At 67.8% G+C, this 26,793-nt stretch carries 23 protein-coding genes and 7 pseudogenes; 15 read left to right on the top strand and 15 right to left on the bottom strand.

Annotated elements, in window-relative coordinates:
• Window positions 1-7: 7 nt before the first annotated feature.
• Entirely contained in the window at window positions 8-1,240 is a 1,233-nt protein-coding gene (locus tag ACIQTP_RS26555; RefSeq protein WP_403403937.1) for a GH25 family lysozyme, read from the bottom strand.
• A gap of 201 nt (window positions 1,241-1,441) precedes the next feature.
• On the opposite strand from ACIQTP_RS26555, the gene ACIQTP_RS26550 reads away from it, so the two are divergent.
• A complete protein-coding gene (locus tag ACIQTP_RS26550; protein WP_403403934.1) occupies window positions 1,442-2,329 on the top strand; it encodes a DUF2690 domain-containing protein in 888 nt (295 codons plus the stop codon).
• Window positions 2,330-2,395: 66 nt separating this feature from the next.
• On the opposite strand, the gene ACIQTP_RS26545 is transcribed toward ACIQTP_RS26550, so the two are convergent.
• Window positions 2,396-2,794: a prepilin peptidase gene (locus ACIQTP_RS26545; protein WP_403403931.1), complete on the bottom strand. Its 399-nt coding sequence runs from the start codon at window positions 2,792-2,794 to the stop codon at window positions 2,396-2,398.
• A 623-nt stretch (window positions 2,795-3,417) separates the two neighbouring features.
• Entirely contained in the window at window positions 3,418-3,822 is a 405-nt protein-coding gene (locus tag ACIQTP_RS26540) for a hypothetical protein (protein WP_403403928.1), read from the bottom strand.
• A gap of 761 nt (window positions 3,823-4,583) precedes the next feature.
• Here ACIQTP_RS26540 and ACIQTP_RS26535 point away from each other — a divergent pair.
• The 4 genes and pseudogenes from ACIQTP_RS26535 to ACIQTP_RS26520 all read left to right on the top strand — a co-directional run.
• The gene (locus ACIQTP_RS26535; RefSeq protein WP_403403925.1) at window positions 4,584-5,114 is read left to right on the top strand and encodes a hypothetical protein; all 531 of its coding nucleotides are present in this window, start codon (window positions 4,584-4,586) and stop codon (window positions 5,112-5,114) included.
• Between the two features lie 227 nt (window positions 5,115-5,341).
• Window positions 5,342-6,217 (top strand): hypothetical protein, encoded by an 876-nt coding sequence (locus ACIQTP_RS26530; RefSeq protein ID WP_403403922.1) that lies wholly within the window; start codon window positions 5,342-5,344, stop codon window positions 6,215-6,217.
• 89 nt (window positions 6,218-6,306) lie between these two features.
• On the top strand, window positions 6,307-6,627 hold the full coding sequence (locus ACIQTP_RS26525; protein ID WP_403403919.1) for a hypothetical protein: 321 nt from the start codon (window positions 6,307-6,309) through the stop codon (window positions 6,625-6,627).
• 103 nt (window positions 6,628-6,730) lie between these two features.
• A pseudogene (locus ACIQTP_RS26520) lies at window positions 6,731-7,228 on the top strand (transposase); the annotation flags it as partial.
• 46 nt (window positions 7,229-7,274) lie between these two features.
• Here the strand turns inward: ACIQTP_RS26520 and ACIQTP_RS26515 are convergent.
• Window positions 7,275-8,105 (bottom strand): annotated as a pseudogene (locus tag ACIQTP_RS26515) (IS5 family transposase); the annotation flags it as partial.
• Window positions 8,106-8,468: 363 nt separating this feature from the next.
• Between ACIQTP_RS26515 and ACIQTP_RS26510 the strand changes: the two are divergent.
• Genes ACIQTP_RS26510 through ACIQTP_RS26500 form a run of 3 tightly spaced genes read left to right on the top strand, consistent with a single transcriptional unit; the run spans window position 8,469 to window position 12,024 of the window.
• The gene (locus tag ACIQTP_RS26510) at window positions 8,469-8,993 is read left to right on the top strand and encodes a PadR family transcriptional regulator (RefSeq protein ID WP_403403916.1); all 525 of its coding nucleotides are present in this window, start codon (window positions 8,469-8,471) and stop codon (window positions 8,991-8,993) included.
• Complete coding sequence (locus tag ACIQTP_RS26505; RefSeq protein WP_403403913.1) at window positions 8,990-9,682, top strand: ABC transporter ATP-binding protein; 693 nt, start codon at window positions 8,990-8,992, stop codon at window positions 9,680-9,682. The genes ACIQTP_RS26510 and ACIQTP_RS26505 overlap by 4 nt, the downstream gene beginning before the upstream one ends.
• On the top strand, window positions 9,679-12,024 hold the full coding sequence (locus ACIQTP_RS26500) for an ABC transporter permease (RefSeq protein ID WP_403403910.1): 2,346 nt from the start codon (window positions 9,679-9,681) through the stop codon (window positions 12,022-12,024). The genes ACIQTP_RS26505 and ACIQTP_RS26500 overlap by 4 nt, the downstream gene beginning before the upstream one ends.
• Before the next feature lie 387 nt (window positions 12,025-12,411).
• Here ACIQTP_RS26500 and ACIQTP_RS26495 read toward each other — a convergent pair.
• Window positions 12,412-12,531, bottom strand: a pseudogene (locus tag ACIQTP_RS26495) (IS5/IS1182 family transposase); the annotation flags it as partial.
• A 574-nt stretch (window positions 12,532-13,105) separates the two neighbouring features.
• Window positions 13,106-13,339: an FG-GAP repeat domain-containing protein gene (locus ACIQTP_RS26490; RefSeq protein ID WP_403403907.1), complete on the bottom strand. Its 234-nt coding sequence runs from the start codon at window positions 13,337-13,339 to the stop codon at window positions 13,106-13,108.
• A gap of 241 nt (window positions 13,340-13,580) precedes the next feature.
• Here ACIQTP_RS26490 and ACIQTP_RS26485 point away from each other — a divergent pair, with 241 nt between their 5' ends.
• Complete coding sequence (locus ACIQTP_RS26485) at window positions 13,581-14,087, top strand: hypothetical protein (protein WP_403403905.1); 507 nt, start codon at window positions 13,581-13,583, stop codon at window positions 14,085-14,087.
• A gap of 314 nt (window positions 14,088-14,401) precedes the next feature.
• Here ACIQTP_RS26485 and ACIQTP_RS26480 read toward each other — a convergent pair whose 3' ends face one another.
• From ACIQTP_RS26480 to ACIQTP_RS26450, 7 genes and pseudogenes are all read right to left on the bottom strand, one after another.
• Window positions 14,402-14,623 carry a hypothetical protein gene (locus ACIQTP_RS26480; RefSeq protein ID WP_403404159.1) on the bottom strand — a complete coding sequence of 74 codons (222 nt, stop codon included), beginning with the start codon at window positions 14,621-14,623 and terminating at the stop codon, window positions 14,402-14,404.
• Window positions 14,624-14,890: pseudogene (locus tag ACIQTP_RS26475) on the bottom strand (ATP-binding cassette domain-containing protein); the annotation flags it as partial.
• Entirely contained in the window at window positions 14,887-15,147 is a 261-nt protein-coding gene (locus tag ACIQTP_RS26470) for a hypothetical protein (protein WP_403403902.1), read from the bottom strand. The gene ACIQTP_RS26470 and the pseudogene ACIQTP_RS26475, both read right to left, overlap by 4 nt.
• Before the next feature lie 60 nt (window positions 15,148-15,207).
• On the bottom strand, window positions 15,208-15,480 hold the full coding sequence (locus ACIQTP_RS26465) for a hypothetical protein (RefSeq protein WP_403403899.1): 273 nt from the start codon (window positions 15,478-15,480) through the stop codon (window positions 15,208-15,210).
• A gap of 142 nt (window positions 15,481-15,622) precedes the next feature.
• Entirely contained in the window at window positions 15,623-15,916 is a 294-nt protein-coding gene (locus tag ACIQTP_RS26460; RefSeq protein WP_403403896.1) for a putative quinol monooxygenase, read from the bottom strand.
• Between the two features lie 45 nt (window positions 15,917-15,961).
• On the bottom strand, window positions 15,962-18,523 hold the full coding sequence (locus tag ACIQTP_RS26455; RefSeq protein WP_403403894.1) for a GH32 C-terminal domain-containing protein: 2,562 nt from the start codon (window positions 18,521-18,523) through the stop codon (window positions 15,962-15,964).
• Between the two features lie 196 nt (window positions 18,524-18,719).
• Window positions 18,720-19,727, bottom strand: coding sequence for a carbohydrate kinase (locus tag ACIQTP_RS26450; protein WP_403403891.1), 1,008 nt, complete (start codon window positions 19,725-19,727; stop codon window positions 18,720-18,722).
• 248 nt (window positions 19,728-19,975) lie between these two features.
• On the opposite strand from ACIQTP_RS26450, the gene ACIQTP_RS26445 reads away from it, so the two are divergent.
• From ACIQTP_RS26445 to ACIQTP_RS26425, 5 genes are all read left to right on the top strand, one after another.
• A complete protein-coding gene (locus tag ACIQTP_RS26445; protein ID WP_181648624.1) occupies window positions 19,976-20,992 on the top strand; it encodes a sugar ABC transporter substrate-binding protein in 1,017 nt (338 codons plus the stop codon).
• Window positions 20,993-21,124: 132 nt separating this feature from the next.
• Window positions 21,125-22,120, top strand: coding sequence for an ABC transporter permease (locus tag ACIQTP_RS26440; protein WP_054228398.1), 996 nt, complete (start codon window positions 21,125-21,127; stop codon window positions 22,118-22,120).
• Window positions 22,117-22,956 (top strand): ATP-binding cassette domain-containing protein, encoded by an 840-nt coding sequence (locus ACIQTP_RS26435; protein ID WP_403403887.1) that lies wholly within the window; start codon window positions 22,117-22,119, stop codon window positions 22,954-22,956. Before ACIQTP_RS26440 ends, ACIQTP_RS26435 begins: the two co-directional genes overlap by 4 nt.
• Window positions 22,957-23,031: 75 nt before the next feature.
• Window positions 23,032-24,054, top strand: a complete 1,023-nt coding sequence (locus ACIQTP_RS26430) for a LacI family DNA-binding transcriptional regulator (RefSeq protein ID WP_403403884.1) — start codon at window positions 23,032-23,034, stop codon at window positions 24,052-24,054.
• A 54-nt stretch (window positions 24,055-24,108) separates the two neighbouring features.
• On the top strand, window positions 24,109-24,387 hold the full coding sequence (locus ACIQTP_RS26425) for a hypothetical protein (protein WP_403403882.1): 279 nt from the start codon (window positions 24,109-24,111) through the stop codon (window positions 24,385-24,387).
• A gap of 232 nt (window positions 24,388-24,619) precedes the next feature.
• Here ACIQTP_RS26425 and ACIQTP_RS26420 read toward each other — a convergent pair.
• Both ACIQTP_RS26420 and ACIQTP_RS26415 read right to left on the bottom strand, forming a co-directional pair.
• Window positions 24,620-24,853 (bottom strand): annotated as a pseudogene (locus tag ACIQTP_RS26420) (winged helix-turn-helix domain-containing protein); the annotation flags it as partial.
• 223 nt (window positions 24,854-25,076) lie between these two features.
• Window positions 25,077-26,568: pseudogene (locus ACIQTP_RS26415) on the bottom strand (transposase); the annotation flags it as partial.
• Here ACIQTP_RS26415 and ACIQTP_RS26410 point away from each other — a divergent pair.
• A pseudogene (locus ACIQTP_RS26410) lies at window positions 26,558-26,782 on the top strand (hypothetical protein); the annotation flags it as partial. The pseudogenes ACIQTP_RS26415 and ACIQTP_RS26410 sit on opposite strands and share 11 nt — an antisense overlap.
• Between the last annotated feature and the right edge of the window lie 11 nt (window positions 26,783-26,793).

Below are 26,793 nucleotides of genomic sequence, written 5' to 3'. Positions count from 1 at the left end.
AGGGGGCTCAGTGGCGGATCAGTGCGGCCCAGGTGTGGGGGCCGACGATGCCGTCAGCGCGCAAGCGGTTGGCTTTCTGGAATGCGGTGACCTGCGCCGTCGTGCGTCGGCCGAAGAGGCCGTCGGCGGTGAGGGGGTAGCCGTGGGCGGAGAGCTGCTGCTGCACGGCCTTGACCGCGGCTCCCCTCGAGCCGGACTTGACGGTGAGGATGAGCTGGGCCCACGTGCGGGGGCCGACGATGCCGTCGGGGGTCAGGCCGTTGGCCTTCTGGAAAGCCTTCACCTTCGCGACGGTGCGCGGACCGAACACGCCATCAGGGATGGTTGTGTAGCCGTGGGCGGTCAGCAGCCACTGAACCGTCGCGGCGTCAAGGCCACGCCGGCCGGCCTTGACCGTCGGCCAGGACGTTCCGGGCTGCGGCAGCCGGGCGCCGCCCGCGTTGGCCAGAGCCCGCTGCTGGGCGAGGGATCCGCGGTAGACGTTGCGGTCGGCGGTGCCAACCGTGCCGTCCTTACCCGGGATGCCGGGGACCGGTTCGGTCTCCGTGTACTGCCAGAACGTCCAGGCGCCGGCCCCTGGCACAGGCTGCGGCTCTCTGGCGCCGCTGCCGTACCTGGCCAGCCACAGGGGATAGTCCTTGAAGACCTGCCGCATGCCGCCCATGCAGTTACGCACGAAGGAGGCCCGCGTATAAACGAGCGGCGTCACCTGGAATGCCGCCTTCACCCGTCTGAGGAAGGCATCGAGCTGGTCGGCACGCAGCGGCGTGGGGCACACCTCCTTTCCATTCCGCCGCACGCTCTCCACGTCCAGGACCGGCGGCAGTTCGCCCGCGGCGTGTCCCGTGTAGCCAGCCGACCGCGCGGTCCGGATGAAGTGGTCGGCCTGGGCGGCACCGTCCTTGGTGCTCCCCGGATCGAAGAAGTGGTAGGGCGCGCGCAGCAGGCTTGTGCGGGAGACCGCCTTGAAGTCACGCGCAAACCACGGGTCCTGGTAGTGGTCGCCTTGCGTCGCCTTGAGGAAGGCGAAGGAGTTCCTCTGGGCGACACGGTTCCAGTCAATGTCCTGGCCGGTCGCGTCGTGATTGTGGTGGCTGGTGTCGACGCCTTTCACGGCGTACGTGGCCGGTAACGCGGCGGAACTCTCGTTCGCTGACGTGACCACAGCGCCGCCCGCCAGGGCCGCAGCCGCAAGGGCAACGGCGGTGAAGCGCCGAGCACGTGACGAGTGCGCAGGCATAGTCGGGTCTCCTTCGAACATGGGTGTGGAAGACATGGGAAGAGGAGGTCGATCGACCGAGTGGGGGGATGGCTCAACCCTGCCCCGACATTTCTGCCGGCACCTACACTTCCGGCGAGTCACCTCATTCATGCATCGGTGAACCCTCATGCACGCTTCTGACCTGCATTAATGCATGGGTCATGAAAGGGAATTGATCAGATGGAAGCTCAGCAGGACGGGCAGGAGTCGACTCCGCGACACGAACTTGCCCAGCTACTGAGAGCCTGGTGGAAAGAGGACCAAGACAAGATCACGCAGAAGGCGCTGGCTCGTCAGCTCACTCTGCGCGGTGTGAAGATCAGCCAGGCGATGCTGTCCCGCTATCTGACCCCGACCGATCCGATCCTCGCCCGAGTCGACGTGATCAGGGCGATGCACGAGGTCCTCGCCCGCAAACCGGAAGAGCTCACTGCGGCCCTGAACCTGCACGCCAAGGCCAGCCGGCCTTCGACGACCGGGGCTCAACCCGCCGACAAGACGACGTCAGCTCCCGTCACCGCCGGCGCACGCCGGAAGTGGCCTTGGCTCGCTGTCGCAGCACTCGTCGTCGCGGGCGCCCTGTGGTTCATCGTCCCCGCGGCATTCAAAAACGATGACGCGGCTGCGACGGGACGATCCTCAGCGACCCCTTCCCCATCGAGTTCCGCGGCCTCGTCGCCCTCGATGTCCCCGATCAAGTGCAGGAGCGAGTCCTGCTACGGGATCGACCCCGAGCACTCCACATGCCGGGACGATGCGGACACGTACTACACGGGCCAAGGGCCCGGCGTCCTCGTCGAGCTTCGCTTCAGCCCCAGTTGCCAGGCTGCCTGGGCGAAAATCAGCGGCACATCGCAGGGCGACGTCGTCCGCGTCACCAACAATGCCGGGCGCACCCGCCACTACACCCAGCAATGGGGCCGCGACGCCCACACCACGATGGTCGAGGCCCTCAACCCCGACGACGCGAAGGCGTGCGCCCGCACTTCGCGCGGCAGCGTCTGCGCCACCACCCCTGCGGACCCGTCCGCCGCACCGCGCGCGGCCGGCAGCCCGGCCAGGTCCTGACGCCACCGAGCACCCCGACCCAACGTCCCCTCGGTTCGCGAGCCCGGACTCAATGGGCGCAGGAGCCTAGGGGCACCCGGCAAACGCTCCGGCGATGAGGAACGGGCCGAACGGGATCGCGGACTTGCGTCCGGCGCGGCGCGCGAGGATGAGGCCGCCGCCGTACAGCGCACCGAAGAAGTACCCGGCGAAGGTGCCGATCAGCAGGATTCCCCAGCCGTACCAGCCCAGGACTGCGCCGAGCGCAGGGGCGAGTTTCACATCGCCGAAGCCGAAGCCCCTGGGGTTGATCAGGAACGGCACGAAATAGCCGGCGCCGAGCGTGAGGAAGCCGAGCGGCGCGATCCTCCAGCTGCCGCCGGCTCCGGGCACCCCTCCGAGCAGCATGAGCGCGGACGCCGCGAGCGGCAGGGTGACGACGTCGAGCAGCCGGTGCACCGCGAAGTCGATGGTGGCGAGGAGCACGGCGTCGGTGCGAGCAGCAGCCGCAACAGCAGCTCGGGGAGCCGGGCTTGCTGGCGTCACCATCGCTGGCGTATTGCGGGTGGCACTGGGCGCAGGTACCGCTGCGGCTGTTGCGCACACGGCGCCTTCATGCAGGTCCCTCACGCCCCGGTGCGCGTCCAGCCGTAAAGCCGTAAAGCCTCCAGCTGGGCCCGCGTGGCCGGCGGCGAGTTTCCGCACCGACCAGCGCGTGAACGGCAGGCCGAGCAGACCTGGGCGGGTGGTGGCCGTCCATGGGTGCAGCCACACCTGTCACAACCGCCGCCCAAGCCGAAGCCTCGACGAGAGCGGTTTCGCCCCGAGCATGCCACCGGATACACCTGGATGACCGGTCCGCGCAGCGCCGTTCGCATCCCCCTGCGGCGTCGTGCCGTCCATGGCGGAAATCCCGACTACGTACCGGACGCACCACCCGACTGAGCATGAGCGGTCGTCATCGGGGCGCCCTGACACCGGCGGTCCGCTCCGGGCAGGATTCTTAACAGCCGTGCAGGTAGGGGCAGTTGAGGTCATCGGCCGGTTGCGTAAACCCCCTTGCTCCCGTGTCGGGGGCGGCCGCTAGAGTCCGATGCGTTGCGTTATGTTCACAGCAACCGTACAAAGAGCGCGGCCGGTCTCCGGATATCCAGGGCAGCGAGGCCACGCCATTCCCGTGGGGGGAATCCAGCAGTGAGATCACGCTCTTTGGTGTCGGCGGCCGTGTCCGCCGCACTGGGCGCCGCGCTCCTCGCCGCGCCGGCGCTGGCGTACGCGGCCGACGGCGGCACGCCCGGGCAGGACCCGGCGGCCACCGCGACCACGAACCCGGCGGCCGATCCGACGCCGACGGACACGCCGTCGGGCCAGCCGGGGTGCGGCTCACGGAACCACGGGAGCGCGGCCTGGTAGGCGTGGAGCGCGGCGTACAGCTCGGCGGCCACGCGCTGGGCGGCCCGCAGGTCGGCGGGGAAGTCGAGCGCGTTGAACGGTCTGTGGGGGGCGTCGGTCATGCGATCGAGCGTAAGCCGACGCACTGACACATCCCGGCTGTCGCAGGAGCAGCTGGCGCAGCTCGTCAACGAACGCAGTTCCCCCGCAACCGGCTCAACCCACATCTCAACCCGCACTCTCGTCCCTCCCCTGGCCAGCGCCCACCGCGACAACGACACAGGCCAATCCCCCACCCCCACCGACCAATCCCACCAACCCCGATCAACAGCCCGCGCTGACCGGGCGCCCACCAACGCGGACGCGAAGACCAGATCAGTTGTCGCCGAAGGAAGCGAGAGCGTTGCGGCTCAGATGCGCCTGGGTGGCATGCAAGGCCGGCCCGGATGCCTACGTCGTCTACCGAGCCAGACAGGAGTGGTTGAGCGGGAGCGATCGAGTGTCAGCCTGCGGCAGCCGGCTGCTCGAGTTTGCCTTGAAGGCAACTTTGATCACGATTGAGTGTATGTCACTCGCCCAGGGCAACCACACATCATCTTTGCAAGTCACACACCCGCAAGACACAAGCGCGTCCCAGGGGAAACCATGAGCAACCACTACCCGCGGCAGCCCCTGCAGCCCGGTGGAACAGCCCGCAACAGCCCGGGCAGCCTCGACCATGGGGCGGCCCGCAGCAGGGCTGGGGCACGCCGCCTAACATCAGCGACGCGCAGCTGAGTTCGGGCCTGCTCGATAGCTGGGACTAGGCGTCCCACACACCCCGCCCACGCCTGCCCGGGCCGACGGGGCCTCCTTCGCGTTCCGATCATTTTCTGGGGAGACCATGACCGACCAGCTTCGGCCGCAGCCGACGACCCCGCCGTCCATCACCCCGCCGTCCTCCGGCGGTGCCCCAACCGGGCCCATACCCGAGCCGGCATGGAAGCGCCTCAGGCCGCTCACCGCCGCCCTGCTGGGACTCCTTGTGGGCGCGGGCCTCGTCGGTGCAGCGTGGGTCATCACCGCGATCAGCGGGCCCGACGCTCCTGAGACCTTCACGCTGAAGGGGAACTTCGAACTCACCGACAGCGTGGTGCCCGACGGCGACGGAGGCTGCGCCGGCACCCGCGGCTACGACGACATCCGCGAGGGCACGTCCGTCACCGTCTATAACGCCGCCGGGAGCGTCGTCGCCACTGGAGCCCTGAGCACTCCCCACTACGACGAGGACTCCTACAACTGCTCCTTCGACGTGGCCGTCCCCGATGTCCCTAGGGGTGAGAAGTTCTACAAAGTGGAAGTCTCGCACCGCGGCACGCTACAGCTCACCTCGAAGGAAGCCGAGAATGGCGAGTTCGGCGGAACCCTCGGATAGGGGCGCCTTGCACCGATCGCTGGGGCGTCGGCCTGATCTCACCGTCGACCTACATGCACTGGGCACAGCACACATCCCTGTGTCGCCCACCCCGGGGCCGGAACATGACGGAAGGTGACACGATCATCCCCCGGCCGTTCATGGCGTCACCCATGATCATGTACACATTCGGGATCAAACAATCAGAGGGCGAGTGCCCCTGCCCCGATACTGGAGGAGGATAGTGCGTGGGAAAGCGTGACGAGACGGCGCCGGACCTGCTGAAGGTAGGCGACACACATACTTTTGACTGTGGGCTGCAGCTGAGCTTTACGAACATCCAGGCGCCCGACCTTCCTGAAAAAACCCTCAAGAGGACAGCCAAGGATGAAGGAATGAACGGATCGATGGATTCGCTCAATTTCTTCCAAATTGATGCCGTTGTGGAGAACATCGGCTCAAAGAAGTTGAAGTTCGACCTGCACTACCAGTACCACTACGCACGCGTCGGCGATCCGGCCCGTCAGGCGACGGCACTGGAGCTTCTTGATGGTGCCTTGTTCGATGTGGTGCTCCACCCGGGACGGCGTCTGGCGGGATACTTCGTCTTCGCTTCGAAGAAGAAGTGGGGAGACCACGTCGAGCTCGACTCGAAAATCTACCTCGAGCCTGATCTCACCACGCTGTCCAGCGTATGGGTAGGCCGTCTGTCCAGCACTGTCCACTCGGACGCCGCTCCGGTTACCGCGGCTGGTGCGACGGCATCCCAGTCGGTGAGCGTGTCTGCCGCAACGGTTGCTGCGGTCGAGGCGGAGATGCGTAAGCGGGATGAGGGGAAGCGCATTGCATCGGAGAATCCCCGTCTCGCACTCGAACTCGGTATCGGAGATCCTAATCGGCACGCCGGCTTCGACGATGGTGGACTGATCGACATCAACGGCGTGGAGGCGGAGACCTTGAGCCGGGCGTTCCGCCTTTCGGCGGACGCAGCCTCTCGGATCGTCGGGGCGCGTGCGCGAGTCGGTGGGCTCTTTTCCAGTGTCGAAGAAATTGTTCTCTACGCCGAACTGAACCCGCGCGAAGAGCAGTTGCTGCGGGAGCGGGCAGTCGTCCTCCCGTGGTGACGTAGGCGATCATCGGCTCCATCCGCACGGCCGTCGTCCGCGCCTACGACGTGATCCGTATACGGACCATCGCTGCGCTGGTCATGGTCGTGACCCTGGTCACCAGCGGCAGCGATGGCGATGCAGCAGTGGCAGCAGTACAGGCACGGGAAAAGGCATGTGGCGGCGTACTTGACAACGTTCTCGACTTCTCCGCCGCGTATGTCAAGGGCACGAACAAGGACGGTGACCCCGTGGTTGCGATCCCGTTCAAGGATCGCGCGCCGGGTGATCAGAGCGAGGCCCAGGTAGGCGTGCAACACAGCTCCGATGACGGGTGGGTCATATTCGGCAGCGTGGATGACCCGTTCAACTCCGCATGCGGGGGAGGAGAGAAAGAGTTCAAGTACGAGCAGGCTCACAGCGGCTAACTGACACGCTGGAGGGCACGCGGAAGGCGCACCTTCCCGAATGATCCTGTGATGGTCACCGAGTAGGCCCGCGTTCGCAGCGCGGGTCGGGAAGGCACGCCCCGTGCTCAGCGTAGTCACCGACGACGGTTCCACCCAGTCCGGCTCCTTGATCGACGAGATCGTCCGCGAGGGCGCCCGCCGCATGCTGGCCGCCGCTTTGGAAGCGGAAGTCAACCAGTACATAGCCGAGTTGGCGGCTGAGACCGACGATCACGGGCGGCGGCTGGTGGTCCGCAACGGCCACCACCTGCCCCGGACCGTGGTCACCGCGGCCGGGCCGGTCGAGGTCCGGGCCCCGCGCGTGAACGACCGCCGTGTCGACGAGGCCACCGGCGAGCGCAAGCGGTTCTCCTCGAAGATCCTGCCACCGTGGTGCCTCAAGTCCCCGAAGGTCTCCGAGGTGCTGCCTCTGTTCTACCTGCACGGACTGTCCTCCGGGGACTTTGTGCCCGCGCTGGAGCAGTTCCTCGGCTCCGCGGCCGGCCTGTCCCCAGCCACGGTGACCCGACTGACCAGACAGTGGCAGGACGACCACGCCGCCTTAAGAGGTCGTTTTCTCCCGCTGTTTTCATCCCGATCTGCTGTTTGGTCTGCGGTGTCGGGTCGCGCCAGGAGATGGCGTTCTCGCTGGTGAGGCGGCAGGCCATGAGGTCGGTCATGGCGATGTGGATCATGGCTTCGGAGCGGACGGACAGGGTCTCGTAATCGCGGGCCAGTCGGCGGTGGAGCATGAGCCAGCCGTAGGTCCGCTCGACTGCCCAGCGTTTCGGGATCGGGGTGAATCCCCTGGTCCCGGGCTTGCGTTGAGTGATTTCCATGTCAATGCCGAGGGTGGCCGCGTGCTCGACGAGGTGCTGACGGTAGCCGCCGTCGACCCACACCTTGCGGATGCCGGGGTGTTCGGCCGCGACCTGGTCCAGGAGTCTGGTGCCGGCGACGGAGTCCTGCACACTCGCCGCGGTGACCAGCACGGCAAGCAGGAGCCCGATGGTGTCGGTGACGATGTTCCGCTTCCTGCCCACGATCTTCTTCCCGGCGTCGATGCCCTGGCCGGCGGCGGGGACACTGGTGGAGGTCTTGACGCTCTGGGCGTCGATCACACAGGCCGACGGCTCGGCATCCCGCCCCTCCTTCTCCCGCAGCAACTGCCGGAGCAAGCCGCCCAGCTGCGCGAACACGCCCTCGTCCACCCACTTGGCGAAGTAGCCGTAGACCGTGTTCCAGTGTGGAAAATCGTGCGGTAGGTAACGCCACTGAACGCCGGTCCGGTCCACGTACAAGATCGCGTCCATGATGTCGCGCAGGTCGTGCCCGGGCGGCCGGCCGAAGTCCAGGGCCCTGCCGCGGCGCTCGAAGCGCCAGGCCGAGAGCACGGGCTCGATCAACTCCCAGCGGGCATCGGACAGATCACTCGGATACGGACGCCGCTTCGCCATGCCCGTGATGTATCGCCGCGGGCCGAGTGCGCCCAGGCGCACAGCGATGACGACGGAAGCACGCAGCCCTGAAAGCCGGACATCCTGGAACGAGACAGGAACGAGCAGCACCCCGCCCACCCGTCCCCCCTCCAGACCCACCAACCCCAGCCACACCTGCTACCTCTTCCGCACCGCCACTCCACCCCCTGAGAATCAGTCCCCAAACTTCCAAAGCAGATGAAAACGACCTCTGACTGCCCGTTTCCGAACCGTGACGATCCGAATTCCCGGCTCCCTCACCTGCGCTGTCGTACACCCTCGCCATGAGCTACACACTCTGCGTATACACGCCGCGTATACATGGAGTGTAGAGTGCGGGTCATGTCCATCGGTCACACCCTTTTGGGGCTCCTGGAGTCCGGCCCGCGACACGGTTACGACCTGAAGCGGGCCTTCGACGAGACGTTCGGTCACGACCGACCGCTGCACTACGGCCAGGTCTACTCGACGATGTCCCGGCTGCTGAAGAACGGCCTCGTCGAGGTCGACGGGATCGAGGCCGGCGGCGGCCCGGAGCGCAAGCGCTACGCGATCACCGACGCCGGCATCACCGACGTAGGGCGGTGGCTCGCGACCCCGCAGAAGCCGGAGGAATACCTCCAGTCGGCCCTCTACACCAAAGTCGTCCTCGCGCTGCTCACCCACCGGGACGCCGCCGACATCCTGGACACCCAACGCTCCGAACACCTGCGCAGCATGCGCATCCTGACCGACCGCAAGCGCAAGGGCGATCTGGCGGACCAGCTGATCTGCGACCACGCCCTCTTCCACCTGGAAGCGGACCTGCGCTGGCTGGAGCTGACTGCCGCCCGACTCGACAAACTCCGTGAGGCTGTAGCTCGATGACGACTTCTTCCCCTGGTTCCCTGCTCACCGCGCAGGACCTGCGCAAGACCTATGGGCACACCCATGCCCTCGACGGCGCCGAGTTCTCCATCCACCCCGGCGAGGTCGTCGCCGTCATGGGCCCCTCCGGCTCCGGCAAGTCGACGCTGCTGCACTGCCTCGCGGCCATCCTGCCGCCCGACTCCGGGTCGATCACCTACAACGGGCGCGAGGTGACGACGATGAGTGACGCCCAGCGCAGCGCGTTACGCCGCTCCGAGTTCGGCTTCGTGTTCCAGTTCGGGCAGCTCGTGCCGGAACTGACCTGCGTGGAAAACGTCGCCCTGCCGCTCAGGCTGAACGGCACCTCCCGCAAGGAAGCCGAGCGGGCGGCGCTCGGCTGGATGGAACACCTGGAGGTCGACGACCTGAAGGGCAAGCGGCCCGGCGAGGTCTCCGGCGGCCAGGGCCAGCGCGTCGCCGTGGCCCGCGCGCTGGTCACCGGCCCCCGGGTGCTGTTCGCCGACGAACCGACCGGCGCGCTCGACTCCTACAACGGTGAGCGCGTGATGGAACTGCTCACCGGTGCGGCCCGCTCCACCAACGCCGCCGTCGTCCTCGTCACCCACGAGACACGGGTGGCCGCCTACTCCGACCGCGAAATCGTCGTACGCGACGGCAAGTCCCGGGACATGGAGCGCGCCATATGAGTCCGCGCCAGTGGTCCAGAGACCTGGCCATGGGAGCCCGGTTCGCCGTCACCGGCGGCCGCGAGGGCTGGGTCCGAATGACGCTGACAGCGGTCGGCGTCGGCCTCGGCGTGGCTCTGCTCCTGTTGTGCACCGCGATGCCCAACGTGTTCACCTCCCGCGGCAAGGTGCAGGACGCCCGCTACGCCAACATGTACTCCCAGACGGTCCCGCCCAAGGCCGACAACACTTTCCTGATCGCCGATGCCGACACCACCTGGCACGACGACGACGTCCGGGGCCGGTTCGTCGAACCCGAGGGCAGGCGGGCGCCGCTGCCCCCCGGGGTCGACCGCTTCCCGGGTAAGGGCGAGATGGTGGTCTCCCCCGCGCTCAAGGACCTGCTGGACTCGGACGACGCGAAACTGCTGCGGGAGCGCCTGCCGTACAAGATCACCGGCACGATCGGCGAGAGCGGGCTGATCGGCTCGCACGAACTGGCTTACTACGCGGGCGCCTCGGGGTTGAAGCTCACGGACTCCGCCCTGGTGACACGGCTGGCCAAGTTCGGCAAACCGGACGCGACGCCCGAGAAGAGCGACCCGGTGCTGCTGCTCATGGTCTTGGTCGTGTTCGTGGTGCTGCTGACGCCGGTCGCCGTGTTCATCGCCGCCGCCGTCCGCTTCGGCGGCGAACGCCGCGACCGCCGCCTCGCCGCGCTGCGCCTGGTCGGCTCCGACCGGGGGATGACCCGGCGGATCGCGGCGGGCGAGGCGCTGGCAGGAGCTCTGCTCGGTCTGGCCGTGGGCACCGGCTTCTTCTTGCTCGGCCGCCAGAAGCTGGGCACCGGCGAGTTGCTGGGCGTGAGCGTCTGGCCCAGCTACCTCGACCCCACTCCCGCGCTTGCCGCGCTGGTCGCGGTGGCGGTGCCGGTCGCCGCGGTGCTGGTCACGTTGCTCGCGATGCGCGGCGTGGTCGTCGAACCCCTCGGTGTCGTGCGTGCTGCCAAGCAGAGCCGCCGTCGGCTGTGGTGGCGGCTGCTGCCGACTCTGGCCGGCCTCGCGATGCTCTACCCGATGATCGGCCAAGGCCACAAGAACGGAAACTTCAACCAGTACCTCGTCATCGGCGGCGTCCTGATGTTGCTGATCGGCATCACCGCCCTGCTGCCCTGGGCCGTGGAGGCGGTCGTCGTCCGGCTCGGCAAGGGCCCGCTGTCCTGGCAGTTGGCCGTGCGACGACTGCAGTTGAGTAGCGGCACTGCCGCCCGCATGGTCAACGGCATCGCCGTGGCGGTGGCCGGGGCCATCGCGCTGCAGATGCTCTTCACGGGAACGCAGAGCCAGTACACCAAGAGCACCGGCAAGGACCCCAGCCGGGTCCAGATGCAGGTCGACTTCAGCGGCCCCAAGCCGCTGCCCGGCATCGAGCGCGAATTCACCGGCACCAAGGGGGTCCGGGCCGCGGTGGCCCTGGCCCGCTCCCAGTACGGGGACGCACGTCGCAACCCGGAGAACAGCAACGGCCTGACCGTGGGTAACTGCGCCGCCCTGCGTGAACTCGCCACATTGCCCTCCTGCAAGGACGGTGACGTGTTCATCACGCGAACGCGGAGCGGTTACTCGGACCCCAGCAACGCATCCGAAATCGCCCTGGTGAAGCCCGGTCGGCAGCTCTACATCGACCCGTCATACGACGGCGCCGAACGCCGCCTCGAGGTGCCCTGGACCGTTCCGGCAAACATTCGGGAGGTGAACGCGCGCAAGGACTCACTGCAGGACTACACCAGTCTGCTGGTCACTCCCGCCGCCCTGCCCCAAAAGGCCGCGCCCGCGGTGTTCTCGGACGGTGTCTACCTGCGTCTGGACCCGTCGGTGCCGGACTCACGGGAGTACGTACGCAACGTCGTCGCCCGCATCGACCCCCTGGCACAAACCTACAGTTGGTCGGCGACCCAGGAGGACGTCAAGTACACCTCCATCCGCACCGGCCTGTTCGTCGGCTCCGCCTTCGTGCTGGCACTGATCGGCGCGAGTCTGCTGGTGTCCCAGCTGGAGCAGCTGCGCGAGCGCAGGAAGCTGCTCTCCGCGCTGGTCGCCTTCGGCACCCGGCGCCGCACGCTGACCCTGTCGGTACTGTGGCAGACGGCCCTCCCGGTCGGACTCGGCCTCGTACTGGCCACATCGGTGGGTATCACCCTTGGCTCGGCGCTGCTGAAGATGACCCGTACGCCGGTGGCCATGGACTGGGCGAGCGTCCTGACCATGACCGGCGTGGGCGCGGCCGTGGTCGGCGTGGTCACGCTGCTCAGCCTGCCGCCGCTGCTGCGGATGATGCGCCCGGAAGGCCTGCGCACGGAATAACCCCTCACACATCCCCCGAAGTGGGCTCCTCCCGCCAGGAGGAGCCCACCCCTGCACGCAGGCAAGCCCGGTCGGCATCGGCACAGTCACCGTCAGGGCAACCTCGGCGCACAACAGAATCCGCAGTCGAGGCGAGCACGCCATCAGACGGCGTCGGCCGGGAGCCTACCGACAGCGACCAGGCAGAGTTCTGCGGCCGAACGGCTCGCTGAGTCACCCAGAGCAGGCATCGAGCATCGCCGACAGCGCCCACAGCGCCGAGCAGCCTGGCCGGCTCAGGCGACGATTCGGGCCGCGTCAAAGCCAAGGTGATGGCCCTGACCTTGAGAATGATCAGTCCTGGTCGGCTTCGCGGGATGCCGACTGTCCGCTCCTGCGAGAGCTTCGGCGGGTGATTCCCCTGGTCATGAGCGTGATGGCGGCCCAGGTGATCAGCGATTCGGAGTGCTGGACGAGCCGTTCGCAGTCGCGTGCGTGTCGGCGGGCGTGCATGATCCAGCTCGTCGAACAGGGCCCGGTAGTGCAGCATGGCACCCGGCAGCTGTTCGGTGGTCGCCTCGTGCCGACGGCGTCGCCCACTGCGGCGAGCAGCTGATGGCAGGGCGCGCTCGCAGGGGTCACCGGCGGGACGCTTGTGCGGGGGTCGCAGTCGGGGCAGGCCAGGCTTTCAGCCGGGCGGGGGCACCACGAGCACGGCGTTTGTCGCCGCCCCGACCGGGAGCCTTGGGAGGCGTGCGCGCCTCCACGTGCGCGCCCCCTGCACACGAAGATCAACGCGGGTTTTTCTCTTGCGAGTCGCTTGCGCCAGGTTGACGGCAGACTCCCGTCCATGAGCACCACGCGACGCCGACTCGGCACAGGCCCAAGCACCACCACGAGCACACCGACGACGGACACCAGCCCGCGACTTCTGCCCGCCGAACGAGTCGAGCCGGTTGCCCATCAGGAGGAGGCCGAGCACCAAGTCCTGACCGGCCCGAAAGGCCGGCGGAACCTCGGGGCGGGCATTGCCGCGACACCCCGACCGCCTTCGCCCGAGAACTGCGAAAAGTGCCTTCCGACAGCCGACCCCCCGCCCCCCTCAATCGCGTTCCCTCTCTCGCGGACGAGACTGAACAGGCTCTTGCCGACCGCGCCGGGCCCGCGCCGGCGTGCTCCGGTTCATGGACTTCCAGCCGCCGCCCAGGGACGTACGGGTGCCGAAGGTGCCGTGGCCGGTGCCGGGGTAGAGCCACAGGGTGCCGGAGGAATCGCGGGCGATCAGGTCGCCGTGGCCGTCACCGTTGAGGTCACCAGTGGCGGTGATGGTGGCCATCGACTTCCAGCCGCTGCCGAGGTCCCTTCGGGCGCCGAACTTGCCTTGGCCGTTGCCTGCCTTGGCCGTTGCCCGGGCCCGAGCGACTCGTCCGGTCGGTCGGGTCGTCTCTCGTCCCGGGTTGGTCCGATTGGTCGGATCTGCCGGTGGGTCGCGACGGGACGTTCCCGGCGGCGGCAGAGCCGAGGTTATGAATGCGTCACCTGACCATCCCATGAGCATCAACCTCAGGAGTCACACGATGCGCCCCATCAGAGCAGCCTGTCTCGGCTCGGCCACTGCGCTGGTTACCCTTCTCGCCTGCGCCCCTGTCGCGGCCGCCGCGACGGACACCGATTCCGCCCACACCAAGGGCGGAGACCGGGTCATCACACTCATCGGCCGGCTCGCCCAGCAGACGCGCTTCCCCGTCAACCCCGGCGGCGCCCCCGCCCAGGGCGATCGGACCGTCTTCCGCTCGATCCTCTTCGACCAGCACGGCAACCAGGTCGGCGACACCGGCGGTATCTGCACCACCACCCGGGTCGACAACAACGGAGCGGAGGAGTGCGCCGTGACCTACAACCTCCCAGGCGGCCAGCTCTCCGTGCAGGGGATGGTCTTCGGCATTCTCAACCCGGGCCCTCCCCCTTCGTTCGACAACGGGATCACCGGCGGCACCGGGGAATTCGACCGGGCTCGTGGCTCGGTCCACGCCGACACGATCGCTCCGGGCACGAGGCGCTTCACGATCGACCTCGACCGCTGACTGACCCTGCCCCCGCCCGGCGAGAAGGCTGGCCCGTCCACGCCACGGCCCACCGGCTCGATTCCACCAGGCTCGATCCCAGGCCATCCACTATCAGCGACAAGCCCAGACATGAGGATCACGATCTAGAGCTGGAGTATTAGGGAACCAACGAGGCTCCCGTACCGCTGGGTTGAGGATTCGAGTACCTCCTTCAACGGCGCGGGAGCCTCGTGAGTTCCGGACGCCGACACCCTCACCCGATCAGTGCCAGCGGCCTCCCCAAGTTCCTGCAACTGGAGTCGTGGGACAGCCTTCGGTTCGGTTCGGAGCGTTCATGGGCAGCTGACCAGCTTGGAGTTCTTCACGGCGAAGGCGGTGTCGCACCTGTCGCGCACGTCGTCGTTGTGAGTGGCGATGACCACGGCGGCTCCCGCGTCGTTCATCTCGCGCAGAATGTCGATGACGATGGCGGCATTGGCTTGGTCGAGGGCGCCGGTCGGCTCGTCCGCGAGTACGAGGGCTGGTTGCTTGACCAATAGTCGGGCGAGGGCCACACGTTGTTGTTCCCCGCCGCTCAAGTGGTGGATTTACCCCTTTTCACGCCCGGACAGACCGACGCGCTCTAGGGCCTCTTGGAAAACCGAATTCGACTTGTCTCGCAGTGACCGTTGCGGTTTGATGGCCAGTTCGAGGTTGGAAGCGACGGTGGCGTTCTCGATCAGGGCATAGTTCTGGAAGAGGTAACCGAGGGTGTCGCGACGGAACCGGCTGATCTCGCGTTGACCAAATCGGGTTATATCCTCGCCATCATAGCGGATCACCCCTGCACTTGGCTTTTCAAGCAAGCCGAGACAGTTAAGGAGCGTAGATTTCCTGAGCCGCTCGGACCGATAAGGGCGATCATCTCGCCATGCTTTACCGTGAAGGCAACTTCAGACCACAAGGTTCGATTGCCGAACACCTTCGCCAGCTTTTCAATTTCGATCACAACAGCTCCCCAGCCCAGCGGAAAAGTCTGTACCCAGGCCAGCCTGCCTGCATGGCGGGGGGATTGTGGCGGGCTGGTCTGTGTGCGCATCGCGGGGGGCTTGGGCCGGGGTCCGGATGGACCTGGGCTGCAGAACACGGAAGAGCGTGCTTACTGCGGTTTGTCGGCCATCTTGCGCCACTCGCTGTCCTCACCGGGCAGTCGGCAGTCCAGTACATGTGCTGCGGCCAGCAGCGTGCTGTCGTGGGTCAGTTGGCGTACCTGCTCGTGTTGCTCGCGACGGACGTCGTCGATGTCGTGGTCGGTCGCGAGGCATCTGCGTTTCTTGGTGTTCCAGCAGGTGCAGTCGAAGTAGCCGACCAGGAGCAGGGGTTTGCCGCACGACCGGGTGACACCTCGCCCTGGACGACCATCAGCGGTCACAGGTAGGCGTTCCGCATCGGCAGGAAGGCCAGGAGGGCCACCGTGGCGATCGCCGCACCGGACAGCGGCATGACGATGCGCCGGTACCGGCCCCGCGGCGCGGGCCCGGCCGACGTCAGTCACCGGATCGGGCGAGGCCAGGTCAGGTCACCGGATCGAGGAAGGTCAGCACCGAGGCGTCTTCCTCGATCAGCGGGACGAGCGCCGCGTTGAACGGACTGCCGTACGGTGCCTTCAAGTGCGCTTGGAAGGCGTCCTCGTCGCGGTACACCTCGAAGATCCAGAAGGCGCGTGGGTTGACCGACCTGGTGTAGACGTCGAAGGCGATGTTGCCTTCTTCCTCGCGCACCTTCTTGGCGTACTCCAGGATCAGGCGGGCTACCTCGTCCTGCGCTCCCTCGCGGGCGGTGAACTCGGCGAGCAGGGTCTTGTTCACGGTGTGGTGTCCTCCGTGGTCGAAGTCGGTCAGGGACAGTCGGCGTCAGTCGCGGTAGGAGTCGAGGTGCCAGACGCGGGCCTGGTCCAGCTTCACCGAGCCGTTCTCGGCGAAGATCTGCACTCCCTGGCTGGAGGGGTCGGGGAAGATCTGGTCGGTGATGACGGCCTCCCCGCTGCCGCCGAAGACCTCGACGGACGACCAGTCGACGAGGATCCGCAGCTTCACCTTGCCGTTCTTCGCCTTCAGAGGCGCGGTCTGGACGCCGGGGAAGGTGCTGTTGAAGGCGACAGCGCCGGAGTGGGTGCGGTCGACGTACAGCTCCTGTGTCGTGGTGTCGTAGCCGATGACGGTCTCCTCTCCCCCGGCACCGGTACGCACCTTCAGGCCGAACCGACCGGCATCCTTGAGGGAGAAGGTCGCCTCGATGTCGAGGGCCTTGCCCTGGGCCGCGGGGCCAATCAGGGTCTTGGAGGTGTTCTTGACGGTGACACCGGCTGCGGTCGCCGGGCGTTCCTGCCGCAGGGACGTCACGCTGTTCACGGGCCGGCTGGTCAGCCGGATGCGGCCGTCGACCGTACGCAGGGCCATCTCCCGGGGGATGCTCTGCGCGCCGCGCCAGGGTGACGTGGGGATCACGCCGCTGTAGTCCCAGTTGTTCATCCAGCCGATCATGTACCGCTTGCCGTCCGGCGCGTCCTCCCAGGACACCGCCGCGTAGTAGTCCTTGCCGTAGTCGGCCCAGTCGGCGCGCTGGACGACGGACTTCGCGGGGGTGTCGGCGGCGGTGAACTGATCGGCCAGGAGGTGGCCCCAGCCGGCGGTGTTCATGTCGGCGATCTGGATCTGCGCCTGCTTGCCGGCGTAGGGGCGCATGTCGAAAGAGGCCCAGTCCAGGGTTTCGCTGTTGGAGCCGGTGGCGCTGCGGACGACCTGGCCGTCGACGATCAGGTTGACGGACGTTTCCTGGGAAACGGGCTGGGCCTGGGTGTCGGAGAGCATGATGTGGTCGACGTTGAGGTGGCCCCAGCCGCCGCTGTTGTCGTCGACGATCTTGATCTGTGCCTTTTTGCCGGCGAGGTCCTTGACGTCCCAGGAGGCCCAGTTGAGTGCCTCGCCATCCTGTCCGGTGGCGCTGCGGACCACGTTGCCGTCGACAAGCAGTTCGACCGCGGTCGGATTGTCGGAGCCGGCGGGGTGGTTGCCGCCGCCGACCAGGAAGTTGACGTAGTCCTTGTCGAGGGTGAACTCGGGCGAGGTGAGGGTGCCGGTGGTGGAGTCGCCGTTCAGGTAGCTGTTGACCAGGCCGCTGCCGAGGAAGCCGGAGACCTCCTGCTGGTTGGGGAGGGTGCCGGTGGCCGGTGCGGTGCCGAAGGCGTCCCCGGTTGTCGTCCAGTCGCCGTAGGTGCCGCCCTCGAAGTCGGCGAGGACCGTGCCCGCGGGCGGCGGGCCCTGCTCCATGACGGTGCCGTCCACGTGCGGGTGCCGACCGCCACCGACCTTGAAGTTCAGGTACTTGCTGTCGACGGTGAAAGAGGGCGAGGTCAGGGTGCCGGTGGTGCCGTCACCCGAGTGGAAGCTGTTGGCGAGACCCTTGCCGTCGAACCCGTCGATTGTGCCCTGGCCCGCCACAGCTCCGGCTGCCGGCGCCTGGCCGAACGCGCTGCCCGTGGTCGTCCACGAACCGAAGTCCGTGCCCTCGAAGTCCTGCACCACCGTGCCGGTGGGCGGGGTGTACGTGCCCTTGTCCTCGGCGGTGAACTTCTTGCCGTCGAAGTCGCCGACGAAGTACTGGGCGGCCGAACCGCCGGCGATCCCACCGGGGTTGATGTTGACGACCAGGACCCACTTGATCTTCTTCTTGTCCCCGTCGACCGCGAGGGGGAACACATCCGGGCACTCCCACACGCCGCCCGTCGCACCCGCCGGCCCGAACTCGCTCTGCAGCTTCCAGTCCTTGAGGTTCTTGGACGAGTAGAAGCGCACCTTGTGCTCGGCGGACATCGACACCGTCATCAGCCAGCTCTTTGCCGGCGCGTACCACTGGACCTTGGGGTCGCGGAAGTCCTTGGAGCCGATGTCGATGACGGGATTGCCCTGGTACTTCGTCCAGGTACGGCCACGGTCGGTGCTGTAGGCGAGCGACTGCGCCTGGATGCCCGTGGCCTTGCTGTAGCTGGTGTAGATCGCCACCATGGCCGGGTTCTTCTTTGTGCCGAAGCCGGTGGTGTTGTCCCGGTCGACGACCGCGCTGCCGGAGAACACCATCTCGTTGTCGTCGTGCGCAAGGGCGAGCGGCAGCTGCTTCCAGTGCACCAGGTCCTTGCTCACCGCGTGGCCCCAGGACATGTCGCCCCACGAGTTGCCGTTGGGGTTGTACTGGTAGAAGAGGTGGTATTCGCCCTGGAAGTACACGAGACCGTTGGGGTCGTTCATCCAGTTCTTGTCCGGCGTGAAGTGGAACTGGGGGCGGTAGGTCTCGGAGTACGGCGAGGTGTCGGCGGCTACGGCCTGGGGGGCGAGCGGGGCCGCCGACAGGGCGCAGACGGTCGCCACCGCCGCGATCATCCGTATGCGGGCACGCCGGGATACACATCCAGAGCTCATGGTGTCTCCTGTGCTGCGGCCGTCCGCGCAGCGAAGCCTGCTGCCCGGCGCGGATCCGGCCGAAAAGTGACGCCCTTGCCGGCGTCGTCGTCCACGGCATCGGCATCGGCATCGGCATCGGCAAGGGGTGTCATCGTTGACTTGTGTCATCGATGACATCGAGTGGCCCGATGATGGAGGCAATCCGGCTAATGCGTCAACGGTTCGGACGCGATGTCCCGCTGAGCGGCGTGCTCGCCCGCCATGCTCGGTCGGCCGTGGCGAGCTGCGCCAGTTGGCTCTGCCACGGGGGGTTGGGGCCGGCGACCGAACAGGTCAGGGCCGCGACGCTGGTGCCGAAGCGGCAGGCTTCCTCGACGTCGTCCAGGCGGAGTTCCGTCAGCCGGCCACCCAGAAGCCCACGAGCGCCAAGGCGGTGCAGCAGTCCGGCGGTGAAGGAGTCGCCTGCCCCGACCGTGTCGGCAACGCTCGTCGAGACGGCGGGCACCTGGACCCGTTCGCCGTCGAGCGAGGCCAAGGCGCCGTCGGCACCGCGCGTGATCACGACGAGCCGCGCCCCTGCCGCGTGCCAGATGCCGCACGCTTGCTCGGGCGGCGTGCCCGGCAGCAGGAGTTCCAGGTCGTCCTCGCTCAGCCGCAGTACATCCGCGAGGGCACACCAGTGCGCCAGCCGGGCGCGGTAGACCTCGGGGTGCACCAGGAGCGGGCGGACGTTGGGGTCGATGCTGATCGTGGCCCGAGGCGCGGCGGCAGCCAGGAAGTCCTCCAGCACGGCCGCTCCGGGCTCCTTGACCAGGGCCAGCGAGCCGGTGTGCACACAGGCGGTGTCGGCCAGGTCAACGCCGACCAGCTCCGCACTGGTCCACTGCCAGTCGGCCGTGGCCTGCGCATGGAAGGAGAACGCAGCCTGACCCTCGGCGTCCAGTTCGGCAACAGCCAGCGTGCTGGGCTCGGCGGCCGCGACGGCGTTCGACAGGTCCACGCCGGACGCCTCGAGATGGGCCCGGAACAGGCGGCCGAACACATCGCCGGACAGGCGTGCCAGGAAGCGGGCCGGGGTACCCAGCCTGGCCAGGGCCACCGCCGTGTTCGCAGGTCCGCCACCGGGCAGCACCCGCAGGGCGAGCTCGTACGGGACGCTTGCGGGTTCGGTGAAGGCGTCCGCGACGCACTCCCCCAGGACGGTGATCTGGCGCGGGCTCATGGGCTGCTCTTCTCTCGGAATGCGCGGACAGAAACAAGCACGTCCCGGGCAGCCGCTGAACGGCTTCGGGCGGGCGACGGCCGCGGACGTTGCCGATTTGTGACGGGTGCAAGGCATTGACGTTGCCTGGGAACGGAGTCCATCATCCTCGCCAAGCAGTGTCAACGATGACATAAGTCAACGATGACACCGAGGGACGGCATGCCCCGATGCCGGCCGTTCGCCCCGCAATCCCGCAGGAGTCGTTCATGTCACGCATCTCTCGTCTGCCCTCCCCCTTGCTCAGAGCCGCTGCCTGTACGGGTGTCGCAGCCCTCGCGCTGACCGCCTGTGGATCCGGATCGGGATCGGGCACCGCGAGCACCGGATCGGGCAGCGTCAAGGTCGGTCTGATCACCAAGACCGACACCAACCCGTTCTTCGTGAAGATGAAGGAGGGCGCGGAGAAGGCCGCCAAGGAGAACGGCGCCCAACTGTCCACCGCGGCAGGCAAGTTCGACGGGGACAACGCAGGTCAGGTCACAGCCATCGAGAACATGGTCGCCGCCGGCGTGAAGGGCATCCTGATCACCCCGAGCGACTCCAAGGCGATCGTGCCCGCGATCCAGAAAGCCCGCGCCAAGGGCGTCCTGGTCATCGCCCTGGACACCCCGACCGAGCCGGAGAGCGCGGTCGACGCCCTCTTCGCCACCGACAACCTCAAGGCCGGCCAGCTGATCGGCGAGTACGCCAAGGCCGCCATGAAGGGCAAGACGGCGAAGATAGCCGCCCTCGACCTCGCACCGGGTGTCTCCGTCGGCGTCCAGCGGCACAACGGATTCCTGAAGGGCTTCGGCGCCACCGACAAGGACGTCGTGTGCGCCCAGGACACGGGTGGCGACCAGGCCAAGGGCCAGACCGCGATGGAGAACTGCCTGCAGAAGGCGCCCGGCATCAACGTCGTCTACACCATCAACGAACCGGCGGCCCTGGGTGCGTACACCGCGCTGAAGGCCAAGGGCCGGGAGAAGGACGTCCTGATCGTCTCCGTCGACGGCGGCTGCACCGGCACCCAGGCCGTCAAGGACGGCAAGATCGCCGCCACGTCGCAGCAGTACCCGCTGAAGATGGCCGCCGAGGGCGTCAAGGCCGTCGTGACGTACGCCAAGGACGGCAAGAAGGCGTCCGGTTACACCGACACCGGCGTCACGCTGATCACCGACAAGGCGCAGGACGGCGTCACGTCGAAGGACACCGCCTACGGCCTGGAGAACTGCTGGGGCTGAGCCACCCGCCTGATCCGTACGCCCCCTCAGCGGGGCGGCCGTCCCTCCCTGACGGGGGGACGGCCGCCCGCTCGTCCTCTTGTCCTCCGACCAGGAAGGACAACGACCACTGTCTTCCGACAAGGACTTCGCATGACAGCCACGACCACGCCGTACGCCGAGCTCAAAGCACCGACCACGGCCCGCAGACTGCTTACGGCGCCGACCACCGGACCCCTGGTCGCCCTCCTCCTGGCCTGCGCCTTCTTCTCCGTCTCGACCGACCAGTTCCTGACCGGCGGGAACTTCTCGCTGATCGTGCAGCAGGTCATGGTCGTGGGCACCCTCGCCATCGGACAGACCCTGATCATCCTCACCGCGGGCATCGACCTGTCCTGCGGAGCCGTAATGGCGTTCGGCAGCATCGTGATCGCCAAGATGGCCGCCGAGGGCTCCCTGCCCCCGCTCGTCGCCATCGCGCTGGGCATCGCCGTCTGCGGCGGCTTCGGGCTGCTCAACGGGCTGCTGGTGCAGAAGATCCCGCTGCCGCCGTTCATCGTCACCCTCGGCATGCTCAACGTGGCGTTCGCACTGACCCACATCTACTCCGAGGAGCAGACGGTCACCAACCTGCCCGGCCCGCTGACCGCCCTCGGAAAGACCTTCCCCCTCGGCCACACCGACATCACCTACGGCTCCTTGGTCACCATCGCCCTCTTCCTCCTGCTCGCCTACGCGCTGAGCAGCACCGGCTGGGGCCGGCACGTCTACGCCCTGGGCAACAGCCAGGAAGCGGCGCGTCTCAACGGCATCCGCACCTCCCGCCTGACCATCGGCATCTACACCGTGGCGGGTCTCCTCTACGGCATCGCCGCCCTGCTGCTCATCTCCCGCACCGGAGTCGGCGACCCCCAGGCGGGGCAGACCGACAACCTCGACAGCATCACCGCCGTGGTCCTCGGTGGCACCAGCCTCTTCGGCGGACGCGGCTCGGTCCTGGGCACCTTCATCGGCGTCCTCATCGTCGGCGTCTTCCGCAACGGTCTGCAGCTGATGGGCGTCGCCTCCATCTACCAGACCCTGATCACTGGCGTCCTGGTGATCCTCGCGGTGACCGTCGACCAGCTCTCCCGGAAGAAGGCCCGATGACCGCCAACTCCTCCTCCCCCACACCCGTGCTGCAGGCCCGCGGGCTGGTCAAGCGGTACGGCCAGGTCACCGCCATCGACGGCGCCGACTTCGACCTGCTCCCCGGCGAGGTCCTCGCCGTCATCGGCGACAACGGAGCCGGCAAGACCAGCCTGATCAAGGCCCTCACCGGCGCGGTGACCCCCGATGCGGGCGAGATACGACTCAACGGCGAACCCATCACCTTCTCCGGCCCGCAGAGCGCACGCGCCCACGGCATCGAGACGGTCTATCAGGACCTCGCCGTGGCCGCCTCCATGGACATCGCCTCGAACATGTTCCTCGGGCGCGAGCTGCGCCGCCCCGGCGTCCTCGGCAGTGTCTTCCGCATGCTGGATAAGAAGCGCATGCGGCAGGAGGCCGCCGAGCACATGGCCGACCTGAAGATCGGCCTGCGCTCGCTGACACAATCAGTGGAGACGCTCTCCGGCGGACAACGGCAGGCTGTCGCAGTCGCCCGTTCCGTCGCCTGGGCCCGCAGCGTCGTCGTCATGGACGAACCCACCGCCGCCCTAGGCGTCAAGGAGTCCGGCCAGGTCCTCGACCTCATCCGCCGGGTCCGCGACAAGGGCATGCCGGTCGTCCTGATCAGCCACAACATGCCCCACGTCTTCGAGATCGCCGACCGGATCCACGTCCACCGCCTCGGCCGGCGCGCTGCCGTGATCAAGCCCTCCGACTACTCCATGGCCGAGGTCGTCGCCATCATGACCGGCGCTCTCACCCTCGACGCGGCCGGAGATACTGTCGTAGCGGATTCCAAGGCCGCGAAGGCCGCCGGAGTCCAGGCCACCTGACAGCACAACCCCGCTCTCGCAGTTTCCGGCCGAGGCCGCGGCCGGAACCGAGAGCCCTCAGGAGACGGTTTCTCCATGGCAGCGAACCGCCGCCCCACCCTGGCCGACGTCGCCCGCGAAGTCGGCGTCAGCGCCAAGACGGTCTCCCGAGTCCTCAACGAGGACGGACCCGCTTCCCCGCAGACCAGGGAACAGGTACTGGCCGCAGTGGCCAAGCTCGGCTTCCAGCCGAACCTGATGGCCCGCAACATCCGCGTCGGCGGCCCGGACACCACCATCGGCCTGGTCATCCCCGACCTCGCCAACCCCTTCTTCGGAGCCGTGGCCCGCGCCATCGAGGACACCGTCCGCGAACGCGGACTGACCCTCCTCATGGGCTCCTCCGCAGACGACCCCGAGCGCGAACGCGCCCTGACGGACAAGTTCCTCGCCCGCCGCGTCAGCATCCTGATCGTCGTCCCGTCCGTCGGTGCCGACCACTCCCACCTCAAGCCCCACCGTACGGCGGGACTGCCAGTGATCTTCCTCGACCGACCCGGAGTCGGCCTCGCCACGGACAGCATCGTCAGCTCCAACCGCGCCGGAGCCCACGACGGCGTCGCCCACCTCATCGCCCACGGACACCGGCGCATCGGCTTCGTCGGCGACCTGCCCGTAAAGCTCTACACCCGCCGCGAGCGCCTGGCGGGCTATCGCTCGGCGCTGCAGGAAGCCGACATCCCCTACGACCGCTCGCTGGTCACCAATGCCCACGACCAGCAAGGGGCCGAGACCGCGACCTCCCAGCTCCTCGGCCTGGCCGATCCGCCCACGGCCCTGTTCGCCGGCAACAACATCATGGCGCTGGGCATAGTCGCCGAACTCGCCCGCAGCAAACGCAAGGACGTCGCCGTCGTCGCCTTCGACGACGTCTCACTCGCCGAAGCACTCGAACCCGCCCTGACCGCCGTCGCCCAGGACGCGGAAGAACTCGGCAGGGCAGCCGCGACCACCGCCCTGACCCGACTCGACGGCGACCGCACCCGGACCCGCACCATCACCGTGCCCACTCGGCTGATCGTCCGCGGCTCGGGCGAGCAACCCGCGCCCAAGCCGTAGGCAGCTTGACCCTGCCGGAATCGGAGGCAGCACTCAAAGAGCGGAGGGGAGCCCGTGAACGCAGCTGTCCGCGTCACTCCGCATCCTCGACTGACAGTGACGAAGGAGGAGCCGGCCAGCTACTTCAAGCACCACCCGACGATCGCCGGCCGGTCCGACCCGCTGTTCTCCGACGACGCCTTCGACCTGATCCACCTCACCAGCCGCGGCCTGCCCCGCTCGGTCAACAACATCGCCCTTCAGTCCCTCATCGCCGCGTTCGCCGACGAGAAGAACATCGTCGACGAGTCTTCCACCCGCCTCGCTATCACCGAGACACACGCGACAGAGTGACCACGAAAGCGACACCGTGACCACGAAGACCCCGGCGGCCTGACGGCCGCCGGTGTCCTTTCACACCACTCCGTCGACAACCAGCACGTCGACTCATGCACATCTTCAGAGTCGCTCAACACCCTGTCGGCGGGAAGGGTGCGCAGGCGGTGGCAGAGTCGGGTGCGGGAGCCGGGCCGCGTGGCGATCAGTCCGGCGACTGACAGGCGTCCCGAGCGCCGCCCGCTGACCGTCACGACCGGCGTGTGGCCGCGTCGGCCCCACGTGCGTCCTTTGGGCGGCTTTCGGGTGAAGCCTGCCTCGTCCTCGAAGCAGATGTAGCCTCCGCAGGCCGCCCTGGCTCTCTTACCTCGGCCCAGGTCGCCTCCTTCCACACCTTCACTGCCTGCTCGTCGCGTTCGACCACCCGCCGCGCGGGCACCTGCGGGCTGAAGCCGAGCCGGTGCATCAACCTGGTGGCCCCGGAGACGCTGTAGACACCTCAGGTGGTTAGCGTGTCAATCGGCTTCAGCTAGCGCCGCAACAGGCAACGTTCGCCCCGTCGCGACGCCCGGCACGCACTCTCGCCGCACCAGCCGAAGACCCAAGTACGTCCAGTACGAGGGCCTCCGGCCGGCACGCCGAGAGCACGCACCGGACGCCGCTCCTTGACGGGCAAACGTTGCCTGCCGCGGCACTAGTTCGGCGGGGAAGGCGGTGTGTTCGTCGAACAGTTCGGTGTGCTGGAGGCAGCGGTAGAGCTGGCCGATCATGCGGTAGAACAGATGACGCTGGGCGCCGGCGTACCAGTCTCCGCAGTCGTCGCGGCGGTGGCGGTAGTGGGCTTTGGCGCCGGGTGAGGCGTTGGGGGCGGAGAAGGCCCACAGGTAGCCGGCCGCGTTGAGCCGGTCGTTCTTGACCCAGCGGCGGGTGATGGACGACTTCTTGCCCGAGGCACGGGTGATGGGCGAGGAGCCGGCGTATGCCTTCAGGCCGCGGGCGTCGGTGAAGCGGGTGCGGTCGTCCCCGATCTCGCCGAGCACCCGGGCGCCGAGCTGGACGCCGAGGCCGGGGAAGGACAGGTAGATGTCAGCGTCCGGGTGCCGAGGGAACACCTCTCAACCGCCTTCGCGAGCCGGTCGGCGGCGGTGCAGGCGGCCTCCAGCTGGATCAGCAGGGCCAGCATCTGCTCACCGAGGGCGTCCTCCACGAGCGCAGGCTGGTGGGCCCACTCAGCGCGGAGGATCTCTTGCCACCGGTCGGCCTCCGCCTCGATGCCACGCTGGCGTCCGGCGCGCTTGAGGGTGGCTTGGAGCTGTATGCGGGGCAGGCGAGCCGCGCGGTTGGGGGTGGGGGCGGCCTTGTGCAGGGCGTGGGCCTCGGGACGGCACAGGGGCGTTCTTCCACGGCTCGACCGCGGCCAGGGCGGCGGGGTAGTACTCACGCGACAGCGAGCGGGGCTGGTTGGCGATGTCTGACGGTTCCAGGTGGCGTCCTGCTGTGCCCGGGCCAGGACGGCGATGGCGCGGGCGAGATCGGTGTCGTCGGCCAGAGGCCGGTGGGCATGCATGTCCGTGCGCAGGATGTTCGCCAGCACGAGGGCGTCACCGGGGTCGGACTTTTGCGCGAGACAGAGTGGCGATCGCGGTAGCGGGCGGCGGCCATAGGGTTGATCACGTAAACCTTCCGCCGGCCGGTGCGCAGGACGGCGACCAGCAGGCCGCGGGAGGTCGCCTTCCCGGCCTCGGCTGTGGTGAGACCGGCGATGAGGCGGTCCGGGCGCAGAGTGTCCTCGACCGCGTGACCCTCACGGAGGAACTCCGGGTTCCACACCACATCGACTCGTCGGCCAGCGGGGGCCAGACGCTGGGCGAGCGCGGTGACCTGGCTGGTGGTGCCGACGGTGACCGTGCTCTTCCCGACGATCGTGCACGGCCGGTCGAGGTGGGGCGCGAGCTGGCGGATGGCGCCGTACACCTGGCCGGTGTCGTAGGAGCGGCCGTCGGCGTCAATGGGAGTATCGACCCCGATGGAATGCAGTTCGGCGAAGGCGGCAGCCTCGGCGATGCTGGTGGTGAACCGCAGGCGTCCGCTCGCGGTGTGACGGGTGAGCAGTTCGGGAAGACCGGCCTCGTAGATGGGGCAGTTGCCGGCGTTGAGCCGGTCGACCTTGGCCTGGTCGACGTCTACGACCGTGGCCTCCTTCGGCGTGTACGGCTTCTGCCGCGCGCACGCGGTCGCCTTCGCCGTCCCGGCCCCGCGGTGCGCATACCTGAAGGCGCGCTTCCCGGCGTTCTTGTATGCGGGGCTGCTCGACCATGATCCGGGCATGTGGCCGAGTTTGTTCAGCAGAGACCGTGTCCCGCACTCAGATTGTCGCTTTGCGGGACAGCAGGGTCTACGCCCGCTCCTACCGCGCCTCCCTCG

It is taken from the genome of Streptomyces sp. NPDC090798, from assembly GCF_044768965.1.
Taxonomy (GTDB): domain Bacteria; phylum Actinomycetota; class Actinomycetes; order Streptomycetales; family Streptomycetaceae; genus Streptomyces.
The sequence above is the reverse complement of the archived record's forward strand: the minus strand, read 5'-3'. Positions and strand labels throughout refer to the sequence as shown.

Excerpts from the sequence above, each read along its gene's own strand:
- ACIQTP_RS26440 (WP_054228398.1), top strand. The coding sequence starts at position 21,125 with ATGACAGCCACGACCACGCCGTACGCCGAGCTCAAAGCACCGACCACG.
- ACIQTP_RS26445 (WP_181648624.1), top strand. The coding sequence starts at position 19,976 with ATGTCACGCATCTCTCGTCTGCCCTCCCCCTTGCTCAGAGCCGCTGCC.
- ACIQTP_RS26435 (WP_403403887.1), top strand. The coding sequence starts at position 22,117 with ATGACCGCCAACTCCTCCTCCCCCACACCCGTGCTGCAGGCCCGCGGG.
- ACIQTP_RS26500 (WP_403403910.1), top strand. The coding sequence starts at position 9,679 with ATGAGTCCGCGCCAGTGGTCCAGAGACCTGGCCATGGGAGCCCGGTTC.
- ACIQTP_RS26505 (WP_403403913.1), top strand. The coding sequence starts at position 8,990 with ATGACGACTTCTTCCCCTGGTTCCCTGCTCACCGCGCAGGACCTGCGC.
- ACIQTP_RS26510 (WP_403403916.1), top strand. The coding sequence starts at position 8,469 with ATGTCCATCGGTCACACCCTTTTGGGGCTCCTGGAGTCCGGCCCGCGA.
- ACIQTP_RS26555 (WP_403403937.1), bottom strand. The coding sequence starts at position 1,240 with ATGCCTGCGCACTCGTCACGTGCTCGGCGCTTCACCGCCGTTGCCCTT.
- ACIQTP_RS26455 (WP_403403894.1), bottom strand. The coding sequence starts at position 18,523 with ATGAGCTCTGGATGTGTATCCCGGCGTGCCCGCATACGGATGATCGCG.
- ACIQTP_RS26470 (WP_403403902.1), bottom strand. The coding sequence starts at position 15,147 with ATGCGCACACAGACCAGCCCGCCACAATCCCCCCGCCATGCAGGCAGG.
- ACIQTP_RS26485 (WP_403403905.1), top strand. The coding sequence starts at position 13,581 with ATGCGCCCCATCAGAGCAGCCTGTCTCGGCTCGGCCACTGCGCTGGTT.
- ACIQTP_RS26535 (WP_403403925.1), top strand. The coding sequence starts at position 4,584 with ATGACCGACCAGCTTCGGCCGCAGCCGACGACCCCGCCGTCCATCACC.
- ACIQTP_RS26490 (WP_403403907.1), bottom strand. The coding sequence starts at position 13,339 with ATGGCCACCATCACCGCCACTGGTGACCTCAACGGTGACGGCCACGGC.
- ACIQTP_RS26430 (WP_403403884.1), top strand. The coding sequence starts at position 23,032 with ATGGCAGCGAACCGCCGCCCCACCCTGGCCGACGTCGCCCGCGAAGTC.
- ACIQTP_RS26550 (WP_403403934.1), top strand. The coding sequence starts at position 1,442 with ATGGAAGCTCAGCAGGACGGGCAGGAGTCGACTCCGCGACACGAACTT.
- ACIQTP_RS26450 (WP_403403891.1), bottom strand. The coding sequence starts at position 19,727 with ATGAGCCCGCGCCAGATCACCGTCCTGGGGGAGTGCGTCGCGGACGCC.
- ACIQTP_RS26540 (WP_403403928.1), bottom strand. The coding sequence starts at position 3,822 with ATGACCGACGCCCCCCACAGACCGTTCAACGCGCTCGACTTCCCCGCC.